Raw genomic sequence first — 14,199 nt, forward strand, 5'->3', positions numbered from 1 at the left:
TGCCTGCCGTCCGTGAAAGGACACACCACCATGACCACCACACTCGACACCGCTCCCGCCCAGCGGCAGTCCGGGCCCCGGACCGTCCTCGGCGTCCTCGACATCGACGCGAGCGGGAAGGGGCAGCTGCGCGGCGAGAACTGCCGGCCCACGCCCGACGACCCCGCCGTCTCCCCCGCCCTGATCCGCCGCCACGGCCTGCGCAAGGGCGACCTCGTCGAGGGCACCCTGGGCGACCGGCGCGGTCTCACCGACGTCGCACGGGTCGACGGCCGTACGCCCGCGGAACTGCGTGGCCGTCGGCACTTCCGGGACCTGACGCCCCTGCATCCCCACGAGCGCCTGCGTCTCGAGCACCCGGCCGCCGGACTGGCCGGCCGGGTCGTCGACCTGATCGCACCGGTCGGCAAGGGCCAGCGCGGGCTTCTCGTGGCCCCGCCCAAGACCGGCAAGACCGTCCTCCTCCAGCAGCTCGCGGCCGCCGTCACGGGCAACCATCCCGAGTGCCGGCTGATGATGCTGCTGCTCGACGAGCGGCCCGAGGAGGTCACCGACATGCGGCGCAGCGTGCGGGGCGAGGTGTACGCCTCGACCTTCGACCGGAGCGCCAGGCAGCACATCGCGCTCGCGGAGCTCGTGATCGAGCGGGCCAAGCGGCTCGTCGAGGCCGGTGAGGACGTCGTGATCCTCCTCGACTCCCTCACCCGGCTGTGCCGGGCGCACAACAACGCGGCCGCCTCCGGGGGCCGCATCCTCACCGGGGGCGTCGACGCGTCCGCGCTGACCGGCCCCAAGCGGTTCTTCGGCGCCGCCCGGTCGGCCGAGGAGGGCGGTTCCCTCACGATCCTCGCGACGGCGCTGGTGGAGACCGGTTCCCGGGCCGACGACTTCTACTTCGAGGAGCTGAAGAGCACGGGCAACATGGAGCTCCGCCTGAGCCGCGAGCCGGCGTCCCGCCGCGTCTTCCCGGCCGTCGACATCATCCCCTCCGGCACCCGCCGCGAGGAACTCCTGCTCCCGCCGGGCGAGTTGGCGGCCGTGCACGGCCTGCGGCGCGTGCTGCAGAACCGGGACGGGCAGGGCGCCCTGGAGACCCTTCTGGAACGCATGCGCGAGACCCCGGACAACGCGACGTTCCTGCGGCGCGTCCAGCCGACGCTGCCCTCGGTCTGAGGTGCGGCCGTCGCGTCAGCCGGGCCTGCCCGTGCCGGCCCGGAGCAGGGACGCCCCGGCGGGCGTGGCGATCGGCACCGGTCGGCCGTGCGTGCGGCATCCGGGTGCTCGCGCGTGATGTCCGGCCCGGTCGTCGCGGTGCGGAGGACATCCGTTTCTACGTTGATCATATGATCAACGGAATCTCTTCCCGGGTGGCCGCGTCGACCTGTGTGCTCTGTGCGGCAGGGCTGCTGGCCCTGATGCCCGCCGCGGCGGCCGGTCCCGGCAGGGCGGAACCCAGTCCGCCGGCCGGGCCGAGGGCGGCGGCCCCGCACTCCTCGCTGCTGCACCGCCCCGGCACGCAGGTCCGCCCGCGCGCCGGGGCGCCCCGCCTCCCGGAGACCTCCGCGCTGTCCTGGCTGGTGGCCGACGCCCGCACCGGCGCGGTGCTCGCCGCCCACAACGCGCACCGCCCGCTGCCCCCGGCCAGCACCCTGAAGACCCTGTTCGCCCTCACGGTGCTGCCCACCCTGCCGGCCGGCATCCGGCACACGGTCCGCGGGGAAGAGCTCCGCGGCATCGGGGCCGGCAGCAGCATGGTCGGGGTCACCGAGGGCCGCACCTACCGCGTCGCCGACCTGTGGCGGGGTGTCTTCCTCAACTCCGGCAACGACGCCGTGCGCGTCCTGGCCGAGCTCAACGGCGGCTGGCGGGCCACGGCTCAGCGCATGCAGGCCAAGGCCCGGTCCCTGGGCGCCCGCGACACACACGTGGTCTCCCCGGACGGCTACGACGCGCCGGGCCAGGTGTCGTCGGCGTTCGATCTGGCGGTCTTCGGCCGGGTCGGGCTGCGCAACCCCGACTTCGCGCGGTACTGCGCCACCGTGGAGGCCAGGTTCCCCGGCGGCGGAGGCTGGTCGTACCCGATCCGCAACACCAACCGGCTGCTGAGCGGCGCCCGCGGTGTGAAGCCGTACCGGGGTCTGATCGGCATCAAGAACGGATACACCAGCAAGGCGGGCAACACGCTCGTCGCGGCGGCGCGACGCGACGGGCGCACCCTCGTGGTGACGGTGATGAACCCTCAGGAGGGCGGCGGCTCCGCGGTGTACGAGGAGGCCCGCTCACTGCTCGACTGGGGTTTCGAGGCGGGCAGCCGGGTCGAACCGGTGGGTTCGCTCGACGTGTCGGGGGCTGCCGCGCGACCGGTGGCACCGACTCCGCCCGCCGTCGCGGCCACCGTGCCGAAGGAAGCCGGCTCCGGCTGGACGGAAGCGGGGCTGATCGCGGGTGCCGCCGGGTTGGGCGCGGCGATCGTGGTGCTGGTGCTGCGGCTGCCGGTCCGCCGCTCCGGAGGCTGACCGGCCGGCAGCCACAGCAGCAGGCCCAGAGTGATCCAGGCGTAGGTGTTGCTGCCCAGGAACCCGTCGACGCCGGACGCGTCGTCGAACCACAGCCACACCACGCTGGTGCACAGCACCGCGTACAGCGCGCCCGCGATCCGGGCGTGCCCGGTACGGAGCAGCACGGCGAAGGACGGCAGCAGCCACACGAGATGGTGCACCCAGGTGATCGGGCTGACGAGACAGGCGGCGAGGCCGGTCAGGGCGAACGCCGCCGTCCAGTCCCCCGCGGCGACCGCCCGGCGGGCCCGCAGCGCCCAGATGCCGAGCACCAGCAGAACCGCCACCGCCCACACCGCCCGGTCCGCCTCCCCCAGTCGGGCCAGGATGCCCTGTACCGACTGGTTCGAGACATAGCCGAGGCGGCCCACCCGGTTGGTGTCCCACAGCGCCTCGGTCCAGTAGTAGCGTGATGCGTCGGGATCCACCGACGCCGCGAGTGCCGTGGCACCGAGGGTGACGGTCGTGGCGACCGCCGCCGCGCGCCACCTCCCGGCCAACAGCAGCAGACCGATGAACAACGCCGGCGTGAGCTTGATCGCGGCCGCCAGCCCGATGCCGATGCCCGCCCAGCGTGTGCGTCCGGTGGCGAGCAGCGCCGCGTCGGTGAACACGAGAGCGAGCAGCAGCAGATTCACCTGGCCGAAGCTGAAGGTGTCGCGGAGCGGTTCGAACAGGGCGAGGACGCAGGCGGTCAGGGCCCAGCCGTACCAGCCGTGACGCCGCCAGGACGGGCCGGCGAGCAGCCGCAGGATCAGGGCCAGGGCCGCCAGGTTGAGCAGCAGGGCGGCGGCGATCGCGGTGCGCAGATCCAGCAGGGCCATCGGCAGCATGACCACGGCGGCGAAGGGCGGGTACGTGAAGCCGTACGGCGTGCCGGGGACCCGGTAGTCGTAGATCCGGCCGCCGTGGTGGACCCAGCTGTCGATGCTTCCGTAGTAGACACGCAGGTCGAACCAGTCGCGCAGGAGGGGCACGGTCGCGGTGAAGACCGTCACCACCGTGGCGAGGGCGAGCACGAGCAGCAGCCGGCCGCGGTCGGTGCGCGGCGGGGCCGGGGTCATGCCGTGCGTCCCAGTGCCGGTGCCAGCTCGGCCTGGTGGGCCTGCCACAGTACGACGACCGCGAGCGCGCCGCCGGAGACGGCCAGCACGAGTTGCCCGGTGTCGGCCGGGCCGCCGCCGGGCAGCACGCAAAGCGCGAGCACGCCGGTCACGGCCGCCATGCGGTGGCGTACGGAGGTGCTGGGCGCGGCGGCGGCGATGAGGAACAGGCCCCACAGGGCGTACCAGGGGCGGATCGCCGGGCCGAGCGCGGCCACCGCCGCCAGGCTCAGGCCCAGCGCGTACAGCGGTCGCGGGCGCAGCCGGAGCCATATCAGGACGATCGCGCCCCCGGCCGCCACGATGCCCAGAGTGTGCCAGACGGGCACCGCCAGGGGCGCGAGATCGCTGCCGAGGTGTTCCAGCAGGGCGCGGGTGGCGCGGCCGAGCAGGGTGGTCAGGGCCCAGTTCTGCGGCGAGACCGGGGTGTTCAGGGCGCCGATCCAGCCGTATCCGGTGCCTGCCGCGGCCGTGGCCGCGACGGTCGTCCCCGCGGCCGCGACGGCGGTCGTCACGAGGGCCTTCGCCGTACCGCGGCCCGCACGGACCTGGAGGACGACGACGGCGGCCAGACCGAGCGCGGCGGGCGCCTTGACCAGCGCGGCGAGCGTGACGAGCACGGCGCCGAGGAACGGCCACCGGCCGAGCGCCGCCACCAGGCCGGCGCCGAGCAGGCCCAGCATGACGGCGTCGTTGTGCGCGCCCGCGACCAGGTGCAGCAGGACGAGCGGGTTGAGGGCGCCCAGCCACAGCGCGGCGGACGGGTCGGCGCCGCTGTGGCGGGCGAGGCGGGGCAGCGCGGCCGCCATCAGGGCCACGCCGGCCAGTGCCACGAGCCGCATCCCGAACAGCCCGGCGGGCAGTTCACCGCGCGTGAGGGCCGACAGGGCCGCCGCGACGGCGAGGAACACCGGGCCGTACGGGGCGGCGGTGTGCCGCCAGAGCGGGGCGACCTCACCGGCGAGCGGGCCGCCGAGCTGCGACGGCCCGTGCGCGTAGACGTCCATGTGCGCATCGACCATCGCCCCTTGGGCGAGGTAGCTGTACACGTCCCGGCTGAACAGCGGCGGGGCGAGCAGCAGCGGGGCGGCCCAGACGGCGAGGACGAGCAGCAGGGCGCGGGGAGCGGGCGGTCTGGGTCCTCGCACCAGCCGGCCCAGCAGCGCCCAGGCCGCGATCAGCAGGACGAGTCCGAAGTACACCGCCACCATGCCGAGGGCGGCGGGCGCGGAGGCCGGGTGGAGGAGGTCCCGTACGGGCAGGGCTCCGGCCGTCTCACCGCCTGCCGCGAGGAAGGCGGTACCGGCCAGACCGAGTATCTGGCAGCGGCGGAGATCGACGGGGAAAGCCATGGCCAACACTCGGGCAGCGTGTCAACGTGGGGTGGCTCGAAGGCGACGTGGAGTGCTCCGGTGGGAAGCCGAAGGGTGACCGGCCGGTGATCAGGTGCGGGATGTCCGGTCCGTCAGAACACCGACAGGCCCGTCAGCGTCGTGAATCTGTCCAGGGCCGCGACGCCGGCCACCGAGTTGCCCCGTTCGTCCAGGCCCGGGCTCCACACGCACAGCGTGCAGCGGCCCGGGACGACCGCGATGATGCCCCCGCCCACGCCGCTCTTGCCGGGCAGGCCCACGCGGTAGGCGAAGTCGCCCGCCGCGTCGTACGTGCCGCAGGTCAGCATGATCGCGTTGATCTGCTTGGCCTGGCTGCGGGTGAGCAGGCGAGTGCCGTCGGCGCGGATGCCGTGCCGGGCGAGGAAGGTGGTGGCGAGGGCGAGGTCGGCGCAGGACGCCGCGATCGAGCACTGCCGGAAGTACTGGTCGAGCAGGACCGGCACCGGGTTGTCGATGTTGCCGTAGGACGCCATGAAGTGGCCGAGGGCGGCGTTGCGGTCGCCGTGGGCGGTCTCGGAGGCCGCGACCTCCTCGTCGAAGGTCAGCTCCGTGTTGCCGCTCTCCGCCCGCAGGAACTCCAGCAGTTCGCCCGACGCGTCGCCGGTACGGGTGTGCAGCCGGTCGGTGACGACGAGGGCGCCGGCGTTGATGAACGGGTTGCGCGGGATGCCGTTCTCGTACTCCAGCTGGACCAGGGAGTTGAAGGGGTTGCCGGAGGGCTCGCGGCCCACGTGTTCCCACAGGGCGTCGCCCTCGCGGGCCAGGCCGAGGGCGAGGGTGAAGACCTTGGTGATGGACTGCGCGGAGAAGGGCCGCCGCCAGTCCCCCACGCCGTACACCGTGCCGTCCGGCTCGGCGACGGCCATGCCGAAGCTGCGCGGGTCTCGGGCGGCGAGCGCCGGGATGTAGTCGGCGGGCCGGCCCCGGCCGGGCGTCCGCTCGATCTCCTCGGCGATGCGCTCCAGGACCGGCTGGAAGGTCGTCGACGACGTCATGATCCGATTGTTCCTCCCTGCCGGTCCCGGTGCCTCGCGTCCGTCAGGCCACCGGAGCCGGGCCGTTGCCGGCCAGGACCTCCGGGCGCAGCAGGCCGGCGAGCGTCTCGGCGGGCAGCAGGCCCTTCTCCAGGACGAGTTCGGCCACGCCCCGGCCGGTGGCGAGGGCCTCCTTGGCGATGTCGGTGGCGGCCGTGTAGCCGATGTGGGGGTTGAGGGCGGTGACGAGGCCGATGGAGTTCTCGACGGTCGCGCGCAGCGCCTCGGTGTTGGCGGTGATGCCGGCCACGCAGCGTTCGGCGAGCGTGAGGCAGGCGGCCCGCAGGTGGGTGACGGATTCCGACAGGGAGTGCAGGATGATCGGCTCGAAGGCGTTGAGCTGGAGCTGTCCGGCCTCGGCGGCCATGGTGATGGTCACGTCGTTGCCGATCACCTCGAAGGCGACCTGGTTGACGACCTCGGGGATCACCGGGTTGACCTTGCCGGGCATGATGGACGAACCGGCCTGCACCGGCGGCAGGTTGATTTCGTTCAGACCCGCGCGCGGGCCGGAGGACAGCAGCCTGAGGTCGTTGCAGCTCTTGGAGAGCTTGACGGCGATGCGCTTGAGCACGCCGGACATCTGGACGAAGGCGCCGCAGTCCTGGGTGGCCTCGACCAGGTTGGCCGCCGTCACCAGGGGCAGCCCGGTGATGGCCGCGAGGTGGCGGCGGGCCGACTCGGCGTATCCGGCGGGGGCGTTGAGGCCGGTGCCGATCGCCGTGGCGCCGAGGTTGATCTCATGGATCAGCTCGACGGCCTCGGCAAGACGGGACCGGTCCTCGTCGATCATGACGGCGTACGCGGAGAACTCCTGACCGAGCGTCATCGGCACCGCGTCCTGCAACTGTGTACGGCCCATCTTGAGCACGTCGCGGAACTCGACGGCCTTGCGGGCGAAGGCGTCCTGGAGGACGGACATCGCGTCGAGCAGGCCGCGCACCGCGAACACCGTCGCGATCTTGACGGCGGTGGGGTAGACGTCGTTGGTGGACTGGCCGAGGTTGACGTCCTCGTTCGGGTGCAGGAACCCGTACTCGCCCTTGGCGTGGCCCAGCAGTTCCAGCGCCCGGTTGGCGACGACCTCGTTGGCGTTCATGTTGGTGGAGGTGCCGGCACCGCCCTGGACGACGTCGACGACGAACTGGTCGTGCAGCTTGCCGTCGCGGATCTCCTGGCATGCCTCCACGATGGCGGCCGCCTTCCTCGGCTCCAGCAGGCCGAGTTCCTCGTTGGCGAGGGCGGCGGCCTCCTTGACGGCGGCCAGGGCGTCGATCAGGTGCGGGTAGGCGGAGATGGGCGTGCCCGTGATCGGGAAGTTCTCCTTGGCGCGCAGGGTGTGCACACCCCAGTAGGCCTCGGCGGGAACGTCACGGTCACCGAGCAGATCGTGTTCGGAACGGGTGGCGGCGGTCATGAGGGTGAGGGATCCCTTTTCTGAGGAGTGAGGGTGGGTGGGCGCCCCCTCAGGGGCGCGGGGAACTGCGCGATCAGCCACAGGGGATCCGCAGCCGCCGGACGGGAGAACCCGGCACGTCGTCAGGCGCGGGCAGCACCGGCGAGCGGCTCCAGCGAGCGAACGGGCCGCACCCGCCCGACCTCCCGGCCACCGCCCAGCAGCGGCTCGCCCTGGAACTCGGTGAGCAGCTCCGGGTCGACGCCCGCCCGGGCCAGCGCGGCGGCAGCCACCGGCACCCGGGCCCGGTTCGCACCATCCGCGATCTTCACCGCGACGGCCCGCCCATCGGCCAGCGCAGCTACCTGCACGCCCTCGAACCCGTCCTTGGACAACAGCCCTGGCACGGCCCGCATCAGCGCGGCGACGTCCCGGCCGGAGCCGGAGGCCATCTCGGCGTGCTCGCGCATCGCGTCGGCGACGCGGGCCTCGGGCGTGCCCGGCGCAGCCGAGGCGATCCGGGCGGTGGCCCGGGCGAGGCCGTGCAGGGAGATGGAGAACAGCGGCGCGCCGCAGCCGTCGACGGTCACCCCGGCGATGCGCTGCCCGGTGAGGTCCTCGACGATCTCGGCGACGGCCTGCTGGAGCGGGTGGCCGGGGTCGAGGTAGTTCTCCAGCGGCCAGCCGTTGAGGGTGCAGGTGTAGAGCATGGCCGCGTGCTTGCCGGAGCAGTTCTGCGCGAGCCGGGAGGGCAGCCGGCCCTTGTGCACCCAGGCGTCCCGGACGACCGGGTCGAACGGCAGGTCCGGGACGTTGCGCAGGTGGTCCTCGGTGAGCCCGGCGAGTTCGAGGATGCGCCGGGTGCCGGCGAGGTGGCGTTCCTCGCCGGAGTGGCTGGCCGCGGTCAGCGACAGCAAGTCGCCGTCGAGCGGTAGTCCGGCCCGGGCCATGGCCACGGCCTGGACGGGCTTGATCGCGGAGCGGGGGTAGAAGGCGGCCTCGATGTCTCCGATCTGGAGCTGGACCTCTCCGTCGGCGCCGAGGACGACGACGGAGCCGTAGTGGATGCCTTCGACGATTCCGCCGCGTATGAGGTGGGCGACGGGTGCGTGGACGGGTTCACGGACCAGGGGTGCGTCCGCGAGGGAACTGCTGTGCATCACTGCCTGCTTCTCGTGGAGCGGCGCGTCTCTCACGCGTCGGCTCCGGTGGTGGACTTGCGCGCGATACGGCCGCGGATGGCGAACCATCCGGCGACCAGTGCCCCGACGATCAGCGGCAGGCACAGCACGGTGGTGCGTCCCGCGCCGCCGTCGGCGTACATGAGGACCAGGACGGAGGCGAGGAACGCCAGCGTCACGATCTCGGTCCAGGGGGAGCCCGGCAGCCGGTAGCCCGGGCGGGTCAGCTCGCCCTTCTGGGTCTTCTGCCAGAAGAGGAGGTGACAGATCATGATCATGCCCCAGGTGGCGAGGATGCCGATCGCGGCGAAGTTCAGCACGATCTCGAACGCCTCGGCGGGCACGACGAAGTTGAGGCCGACGCCCAGGACGCAGATGCCGCTGGTGAGCAGGATGCCGCCGTAGGGGACCTGGCTGCGGCTCATCACCGAGGTGAACTTGGGCGCCGATCCGGCCATGGCCATGGAGCGCAGGATGCGGCCGGTGGAGTACAGGCCGGAGTTGAGGGAGGACATCGCGGCGGTGAGGACGACGAGGTTCATCACACCGCCGGCCGCCGGGACGCCGATGTTGGACAGCACCGTGACGAAGGGGCTCTCGCCGGCCGTGTACTTGTTCCACGGCAGCAGCATCGACAGCAGGACGACCGAGCCGACGTAGAAGAGGCCCACGCGCCACATGATCGAGTTGATCGCCTTCGGCATGATCTTCTCGGGGTTCTCGGTCTCGCCGGCCGCGACGCCGACGAGCTCGACGGAGGCGTAGGCGAAGACGACGCCCTGGATGATCAGCAGCATGGGCAGCAGGCCGTGCGGGAAGACGCCGCCGTTGTCGCTGATGAGGGACGGTCCGGGGCTGTGGCCGTCGACGGGGTGCTGGGTGACCAGCAGGAAGATGCCTATGCACATGAAGACGACGAGTGCGCCGACCTTGATGATCGCGAACCAGAACTCCAGCTCGCCGAAGATCTTCACCGAGATCAGGTTCACGGTGAGCACGACCGCCAGCGCGATGAGCGCGATCACCCACTGCGGGATGTCGGAGAACATGCCCCAGTAGTGGGTGTAGGTGGCCACGGCGGTGATGTCGGCGATGCCGGTGGTCGCCCAGTTGAGGAAGTACATCCAGCCCGCGGTGTAGGCGCCCTTCTCCCCCATGAACTCCCGGGCGTACGACACGAAGGCGCCGGAGGAAGGCCGGTACAGCACGAGTTCGCCGAGGGCGCGGACCACGAGGAAGGCGAAGAGGCCGCAGACCGCGTACGCGATGAAGAGGGAGGGGCCGGCGTCGGCGAGGCGGCCGCCGGCGCCGAGGAAGAGGCCGGTGCCGATGGCGCCGCCGATGGCGATCATGTTGACGTGCCGGGACTTCAGGGACTTGCTGTAGCCCGCGTCTCCGGCGTCGACATGGCCGATTCGTTTCTGCACGCCTTCGTGCAGGGACTGCTCGCTCACGCCTCGGGTCCGCCTTCCGTGGGGGTGTCCGTGCGCGAGGGGCGCACGATGTCGGTGAGGGTCGTCTCGACGCGGTCGAGGTGGTGGGCCATGGCCTCCACGGCGTCGTTCTCGGAACCGTCGATCAGCGCCTCGACGATCGCCCGGTGCTCGCGGTTGGACTGCTCGCGGCGGCCGCCCAGCTCGTTGAGGAAGGCGGACTGGCGGGCCAGCGCGTCCCGGATCTCCTCGATGACCCGGCGGAAGACCGGGTTCTGGGCGGCCTCGGCCACGGCGAGGTGGAACAGCGTGTCCATAGCGACCCAGGCGGTGGTGTCCGTCTCCTGCTCCATCCGGTCCAGCAGGTGGGCCAGATGGTCGAGGTTCTCCGGGGTGCGGCGCCGGGCCGCGTACCCGGCGACCGGGATCTCGACGTGGCGGCGCACCTCCAGCAGGTGGCTGGCCGAGTAGTCACCGAAGGTGGGGTCCTCGACGGTGCTGGCCACGACGAAGGTGCCCTTGCCGGTCCTGGAGACGGTCAGCCCCATGGTCTGGAGCGCCCGCAGCGCCTCGCGCAGCACGGGCCGGGAGACCTCCAGGGTGCGGCACAGCTCCGCCTCGGAGGGGAGCTTGTCGCCGATCGCGTAGTCGCCGCGCTCGATGGCGCCACGCAGATGCGCCAGCACCGCTTCCATGGCGCTGACGCGCCGCACGGGCTGTCCGGCTGTCCGGCTGTCTGACAGGTTCACGGTGGCGATCCTGCGGGTCGCGGGAGGCGCCTGTCAAGGGGTCGCAACGAAACGTTCAGGGGGCCGGAAGCCCGCGTTCACGCTCCCCGCCCCCTGGTCCCTGCGGCCGGTCAGCTGGTGAGCACACCCGTCCCGAGCAGGCCGAACAGCAGCACCCCCACGACGATCCGGTAGATCACGAAGGCGTTGAACGAGTGCTTGGCGACGAACTTCAGCAGCCAGGCGATGGAGCCGTAGGCCACCACGAAGGACACGATCGTGCCGACGGCGAGCGGGGCCGCGCCCACGCCGGTGCCCAGGGCGTCCTTGAGTTCGTAGAGGCCGGCGCCGGTCAGGGCGGGGATGCCGAGGAAGAAGGAGAGCCGGGTGGCGGCGACGCGGTCCAGGTCGAGGATCAGCGCCGTGGACATGGTGGCGCCGGAGCGGGAGAAGCCGGGGAAGAGCAGGGCGAGGATCTGGGAGCTGCCGACGAGCATGGCGTCCTTGAAGGAGGTGTCGTCCTCGCCGCGCTTGTGCCGGCCCATCTGGTCGGCCGCCCACATCACCCCGCTGCCGACGATCAGCGAGCCGGCCACCACCCAGAGCGAGGCGAGCGGGCCCTGGATGAGCGGCTTGGCGGCGAGTCCGACGGCGACGATCGGGATGGTGGCGTAGATGACCCACCAGGCGAACTTGTAGTCGTGGTGGTAGCGCTCCTCGCGGTGGAACAGGCCCCGGCCCCAGGCGGAGACGATCCGCACGATGTCCTTGAAGAAGTACACGAGCACCGCGGCGATCGCGCCGACCTGGATGACGGCCGAGAACCCGATCACGGCGTGGTCGTCGACGGGGATGCCCATGAGCCCTTCGGCGATCTTCAGATGGCCGGTGGAGGAGACGGGCAGGAACTCGGTCACCCCCTCGACGGCTCCGAGGACGACGGCCTGACCGACGTTGATGACGCTCATGGGATCCAGTTCTGTGCGGGAAGAGGCGGGCGCGGAGAGGACCGTCTTACTACACGCGGGCGAGAACGGATCTCACAGACGCGCGAGCGTCACCCCCGCGAACGCCGCCCCGAGACCGGCCGCCAGGCTCGCCGTCACATTGAGGACGGCGTAACCGCGGGCCCCCGTCTCCACCAGGCGCAGCGTCTCGTAGGAGAACGTCGAGTACGTCGTCAGGGCCCCGCACAGACCCGTGCCGAGCAGCAGTTGGACGTGTCCTGCGACGCCGGTGAGCAGGCCGAGGATCAGGCAGCCGGTCACGTTCACCGCGAAGGTGCCCCAGGGGAAGACCGAGTCGTGCCGGGACTGGACCGCGCGGTCGGTGAGGTAGCGCAGCGGGGCGCCGACCATCGCGCCCCCGACGACCAGCAGCCAGTTCACAACGACCTCTTACCCTTCACGTCCGTTTCACCCGGAGTGTCCTCCCGGCCGGTGTACCTGATGACCTCGCAGTCGTCGAGGGTCACCAGGCCCTCGGTGACGAGTTCGTCGAGCTGGGGCAGGAAGGCCCGGACGCGTGGCTCGGTGTCGACGATCACGACGGCGACCGGCAGGTCCTCGCTCAGGGACAGCAGCCGCGAGGTGTGGATCAGCGAGGAGGCGCCGAACCCCTCCACGCCCCGGAAGACGCTGGCGCCCGCGAGGCCCGCCGCATGGGCCCGGTGGACGATCTCCGAGTACAGGGGCTTGTGGTGCCAGGTGTCGTTCTCGCCGACGAAGACGGTCAGGCGCAGGGCCCTGCCGGTCAGCCGTGTCATGGCTGCCTCCACTTCAGGACACGGCGGGTCGACCAGGCCGCGAGCCACACCGCCGTGAGCGCCGCGAGCGGGGTCGCGGCGAGGTAGGTCAGGCCGGTGCGGACGTGGCCGCTGTCGGCCAGCTTCTGGATGTCGACGGCGTAGGTCGAGAAGGTCGTGAAACCCCCGAGCACGCCGGTGCCGAAAAAGGGGCGGACCAGGCGGTGCGCGGCCCGGAACTCTGTGATGACCACCATGAACACGCCGATCACGGCGCAGCCCGCGACGTTGACCCAGAAGATCGTCCAGGGGAAGCCACCCGTGTGCGCGGGCCACCACAGCGACGCCGCGTAGCGGGCGGCGGCCCCCGCTCCCCCGCCGAGCGCCACCACCGCAACGACCGGTGCCTGGGCGCGCCAGGCGGAGGGGTGTGGGTCAGCGGGCCGGATGCGGAGGCTTTCCGCCTCGGGGGCCGTCATGGTCGTCCGTCTCCTACTCGCCGGGGCCCGGGATCGTGCGGGCGCGTGCCGTCGCAAGTAGGGACCGTTGGCGGCGTCCGTGCCGCGGTTCGGGTACGGCGGGCCCCACCGCCGCGCCGCGAGAGGTGTCGCGGCCGGGGTTCAGACTAACCCCCGTGGCGAACCGGCGTCACTTCGGGACGGGTGCCTCGCAGACCGCCACGCCCGGCTCCCAGAGGCTGCCCAGCACGAGGTGCCCGGCCGCTTCGCACACGCTGGTGACCATCCGGTATCCGGCGTGGCGGCGGGCGAGGTGGTGGACGACGCGGCCCGCGTCGTCGAAGGCCAGGACCGCGATCGTGCCGGTGGGGCGGAAGGGAGCGCGCACGGCCATGCGGCCGGCGGCGCGGCGGACCGCTGGTGCGCTGCGGTGGAACAGGTCGAGGGCGGGGACGCGGGGCCCGGCCAGCGCGACCCAGACCGGTCCGTCCGGGGCGCCGCGCCAGAGGTTGTCGGGCATGCCCGGCAGGTTCTCGGCGAAGGGCTCGCTCCGGCCGGCCCCGGGCCCGGTGAGCCGGTAGCGGATGAGCCGGCGGGCGCCGGTCTCGGCGACGACGAGGAACGACTCGTCGGCTCCGGCGGCGAGCCCGTTGGTGAACTGGAGGCCGTCCAGCACCACCTCGGGAGTGTCCGCGCCTGGGGCGAGGCGCAGCAGGCGCCCCGTCCCGGTGTGCTCGACGATGTCGCTGATCCAGTGGTCCAGGGGGTGGCGGCGGCTGGAGACGGTGAAGTACACGCTGCCGTCGGAGAGGGACACGACGTTGCTGGCGAACCGCAGCCGCTCCCCCGCCACCTTGTCGGCGAGGACGCGGACGGTGCCGTCGCCGGTGCCGACGCGCAGCAGTCCGCGTTCGGCGTCGCACACCAGCAGGTCGCCGTCCGGGAGGAGTTCGAGCCCGAGGGGCCTGCCCCCGGTCTCGGCGAGCACCTCGGTACGGGCCGTCACCGGGTCCCCCAGGCCGTCCAGGCGCAGGATGCGGCCGTCCGCCAGGCCGGTCAGCACGCGGCCGCGCGGGTCGGCGACCACGTCCTCGGGGCCGGGGCCCACCGCGACGTAGTGGCGCGGGAGGAGTGCCGTGGGACGTTCCATCGCGTGCGTGTCCTTCACCG

The 14,199-nt window shown here is 72.3% G+C and carries 13 protein-coding genes and 1 pseudogene; 2 read left to right on the plus strand and 12 right to left on the minus strand.

The window, feature by feature from the left end:
• Positions 1-30: 30 nt before the first annotated feature.
• Both rho and SCNRRL3882_RS03055 read left to right on the plus strand, forming a co-directional pair.
• Complete coding sequence (gene rho / locus SCNRRL3882_RS03050; protein ID WP_010044015.1) at positions 31-1,173, plus strand: transcription termination factor Rho; 1,143 nt, start codon at positions 31-33, stop codon at positions 1,171-1,173.
• A gap of 242 nt (positions 1,174-1,415) precedes the next feature.
• Positions 1,416-2,228: pseudogene (locus tag SCNRRL3882_RS03055) on the plus strand (D-alanyl-D-alanine carboxypeptidase family protein); the annotation flags it as partial.
• An 11-nt stretch (positions 2,229-2,239) separates the two neighbouring features.
• Here the strand turns inward: SCNRRL3882_RS03055 and SCNRRL3882_RS42360 are convergent.
• The 12 genes from SCNRRL3882_RS42360 to SCNRRL3882_RS03115 form a co-directional block, all read right to left on the minus strand.
• Entirely contained in the window at positions 2,240-3,622 is a 1,383-nt protein-coding gene (locus SCNRRL3882_RS42360; RefSeq protein ID WP_010044011.1) for a glycosyltransferase 87 family protein, read from the minus strand.
• On the minus strand, positions 3,619-5,013 hold the full coding sequence (mptB, locus tag SCNRRL3882_RS03065; RefSeq protein WP_010044009.1) for a polyprenol phosphomannose-dependent alpha 1,6 mannosyltransferase MptB: 1,395 nt from the start codon (positions 5,011-5,013) through the stop codon (positions 3,619-3,621). The genes SCNRRL3882_RS42360 and mptB overlap by 4 nt, the downstream gene beginning before the upstream one ends.
• A gap of 113 nt (positions 5,014-5,126) precedes the next feature.
• Positions 5,127-6,050, minus strand: a complete 924-nt coding sequence (locus SCNRRL3882_RS03070; RefSeq protein WP_010044006.1) for a glutaminase — start codon at positions 6,048-6,050, stop codon at positions 5,127-5,129.
• A gap of 43 nt (positions 6,051-6,093) precedes the next feature.
• The gene (gene aspA / locus SCNRRL3882_RS03075) at positions 6,094-7,506 is read right to left on the minus strand and encodes an aspartate ammonia-lyase (protein WP_010044004.1); all 1,413 of its coding nucleotides are present in this window, start codon (positions 7,504-7,506) and stop codon (positions 6,094-6,096) included.
• 122 nt (positions 7,507-7,628) lie between these two features.
• On the minus strand, positions 7,629-8,645 hold the full coding sequence (locus tag SCNRRL3882_RS03080) for an asparaginase (RefSeq protein WP_010044002.1): 1,017 nt from the start codon (positions 8,643-8,645) through the stop codon (positions 7,629-7,631).
• Between the two features lie 32 nt (positions 8,646-8,677).
• Positions 8,678-10,120, minus strand: a complete 1,443-nt coding sequence (locus SCNRRL3882_RS03085) for an amino acid permease (RefSeq protein ID WP_010044000.1) — start codon at positions 10,118-10,120, stop codon at positions 8,678-8,680.
• A complete protein-coding gene (locus tag SCNRRL3882_RS03090) occupies positions 10,117-10,794 on the minus strand; it encodes a FadR/GntR family transcriptional regulator (protein WP_029181459.1) in 678 nt (225 codons plus the stop codon). Before SCNRRL3882_RS03090 ends, SCNRRL3882_RS03085 begins: the two co-directional genes overlap by 4 nt.
• Positions 10,795-10,958: 164 nt before the next feature.
• Positions 10,959-11,795 carry an undecaprenyl-diphosphate phosphatase gene (locus SCNRRL3882_RS03095; RefSeq protein ID WP_010043997.1) on the minus strand — a complete coding sequence of 279 codons (837 nt, stop codon included), beginning with the start codon at positions 11,793-11,795 and terminating at the stop codon, positions 10,959-10,961.
• A gap of 72 nt (positions 11,796-11,867) precedes the next feature.
• Complete coding sequence (gene crcB / locus SCNRRL3882_RS03100) at positions 11,868-12,215, minus strand: fluoride efflux transporter CrcB (protein ID WP_010043995.1); 348 nt, start codon at positions 12,213-12,215, stop codon at positions 11,868-11,870.
• Complete coding sequence (locus SCNRRL3882_RS03105) at positions 12,212-12,592, minus strand: DUF190 domain-containing protein (protein ID WP_010043992.1); 381 nt, start codon at positions 12,590-12,592, stop codon at positions 12,212-12,214. The genes crcB (SCNRRL3882_RS03100) and SCNRRL3882_RS03105 overlap by 4 nt, the downstream gene beginning before the upstream one ends.
• Entirely contained in the window at positions 12,589-13,050 is a 462-nt protein-coding gene (gene crcB / locus SCNRRL3882_RS03110) for a fluoride efflux transporter CrcB (protein WP_010043991.1), read from the minus strand. Before crcB (SCNRRL3882_RS03110) ends, SCNRRL3882_RS03105 begins: the two co-directional genes overlap by 4 nt.
• 169 nt (positions 13,051-13,219) lie before the next feature.
• The gene (locus SCNRRL3882_RS03115) at positions 13,220-14,179 is read right to left on the minus strand and encodes an SMP-30/gluconolactonase/LRE family protein (protein ID WP_010043990.1); all 960 of its coding nucleotides are present in this window, start codon (positions 14,177-14,179) and stop codon (positions 13,220-13,222) included.
• Positions 14,180-14,199: the final 20 nt, after the last annotated feature.

The sequence above is a fragment of the Streptomyces chartreusis NRRL 3882 genome (genome assembly GCF_900236475.1).
Taxonomy (GTDB): domain Bacteria; phylum Actinomycetota; class Actinomycetes; order Streptomycetales; family Streptomycetaceae; genus Streptomyces; species Streptomyces chartreusis_D.